The 1,844-nt window shown below is 45.1% G+C and carries 3 protein-coding genes; all 3 read right to left on the minus strand.

What is annotated here, in order from left to right; all coding sequences use genetic code 11:
• The coding region (locus tag JCM10512_RS21750) for a BT_3987 domain-containing protein (RefSeq protein ID WP_158332256.1) at positions 1 to 1,220 on the minus strand (1,220 nt) is incomplete at its 3' end.
• Between the two features lie 17 nt (positions 1,221 to 1,237).
• Positions 1,238 to 1,372, minus strand: coding sequence for a hypothetical protein (locus tag JCM10512_RS24720; RefSeq protein WP_262482627.1), 135 nt, complete (start codon positions 1,370 to 1,372; stop codon positions 1,238 to 1,240).
• A 99-nt stretch (positions 1,373 to 1,471) separates the two neighbouring features.
• Positions 1,472 to 1,844: DUF1793 domain-containing protein (locus JCM10512_RS20980; RefSeq protein WP_044165900.1), on the minus strand; the 373-nt coding region annotated here is incomplete at its 5' end.

The raw sequence follows: 1,844 nt of genomic DNA on the forward strand, positions 1-1,844 counted from the left end.
GTGAAGCTTCCAAAGAACATGTACTTCTTGCCACCCTCCTCGTAATAGTATTGGTCGATGACGTTGGAACCGAATTCTTCATTCGTTATCAGGGCTTTGCTATCGGGGAAAGGACCTAACGGATTGTCTGAAACGGCTACGGCTGTATAGCTGACATCGGCCCCATTCATTTTAGCCCATGAGTAGTAGAGCACGTATTTCCCATTGATATGCTGAACTTCCGGAGCCCAGAATGCACCTCCGCCTGATAAGTTAGGCTTCGTAGCTTGTGTAAAAGCTGTACGCATATACTCCCATTTGACCAGGTCTTTGGAACGATAGATCGGCATCCAATAGCTACTGGTCTGAGTGGCATAAAGATAGAAGTAACCGTCATTGGCACGAATCACAGTAGGATCGGGCACGCTCTTATCCGATATGATCGGATTACTGTAGGTTCTGGCTACTACCATATACTGTATGGCATCATCATACATCACATGCTCATTGCCTGCACCGGCTAACTGCAAGGGCAAAAGATAATATTTCACATCCAGTTTACTTTGGATGACAGTGAAGCTACCTGTTGTCTGACTTTCTCCCGCTTTATAGGCGAATCCTTCTCCTAGATTGTAGCTATCTGAGGGTAATAGATCATAGTTGGTGTTATGTTGCTTGTTATATCCCGCTACTAGCTCGCTCGCATTTTGGGGTACATTGAGTTTGCAGGTGAAATCCCACCAGCTGCCAATCGACTCACCACTTAGCTGACTGGTCAGGTTTGTAGTGATACTCACACGTGTAGTACCTTCATTGACGCTAACCTCTTTGGAGTTGGAAGAAGCAAAGCTAACCTTTGGGAAATCGATGGAAAGGGCAAGTAACAGTGTACCTTGCCGGTCTTTTACTTTGTCTACCTCACTCTTGAGTTTCAAAGCAATGACATACCGGGCATTGGTCTGCTGCAATTCAGCGAATACCTGCGACGGATCGAATTTGATATCCACACTTGTTTGCGCATCTCCCGAATTTAAAACCACGCTTGGTGAGCTAATCGTATACAACGAGCTTGGGAGGAAGGTATAATCTGTTTTCTCTTTGTTGTTATAGGTTGCGAGTTCATCCGCGCTCCATACTTCCAGCTTAGCGGAAGATTGGGAGTTTATGTTACTTCCCACTCTTTTCACGGTCAGGGGGAATGTATAGCTTTCATCGTTGCCGGAGACTGAAACTGTATTCAATCCGCTTTGCTGCAACATTAGTATTGTCCGGATATGCCTCCGGTATCATCTTCAGTGACCGGATGATCCGAGCCGCATGCCAGGCATAGGTATATACCTGCTAGCAAACCAAGAATGTGGCTTGCTTTGGCTGTGGCAAAAAAGTTCTTCATTGTATTCATTTTCATTAAGTATTAGTATTGATATTTCGTAGACAAGTGTTTTTCGGGGTAATTGAGTGCTTGATTTCCCTGGCGGGAAGTCACTTCTATTCAGCTTGCTTTGCTGCATTTCTCCATAAGTACTTTCATCCAGTAGCCTCCGATCACTGAGCGTGCTTTGAAGCCGGTCATCTTGCCGGTTTGTGTTTCATGCCAGTCACTGATGGGTACGCGGGTTTGAGTCTCGTTGATGTATTTGTAAAGCGGATCGATAAACTTCTCGAAAGTAGCTTGATCGGAAGACATGGCTGCCGTCCACATAATCCAGTCGGATTTGCTGTAATCTCTACGGGAGTCTAGTGGTAATCCGTAGGTATTCTGTTTCGTCAGATAATAGTTGATTTCTGTGTTAATTACATTGTTAGGGAAGAGATTCAGGTTCCACATCTTATCCCAGATCATGTTGTACTTCTGGCTCCAGGTG

It is taken from the genome of Bacteroides reticulotermitis JCM 10512, assembly GCF_000517545.1.
GTDB lineage: Bacteria > Bacteroidota > Bacteroidia > Bacteroidales > Bacteroidaceae > Bacteroides > Bacteroides reticulotermitis.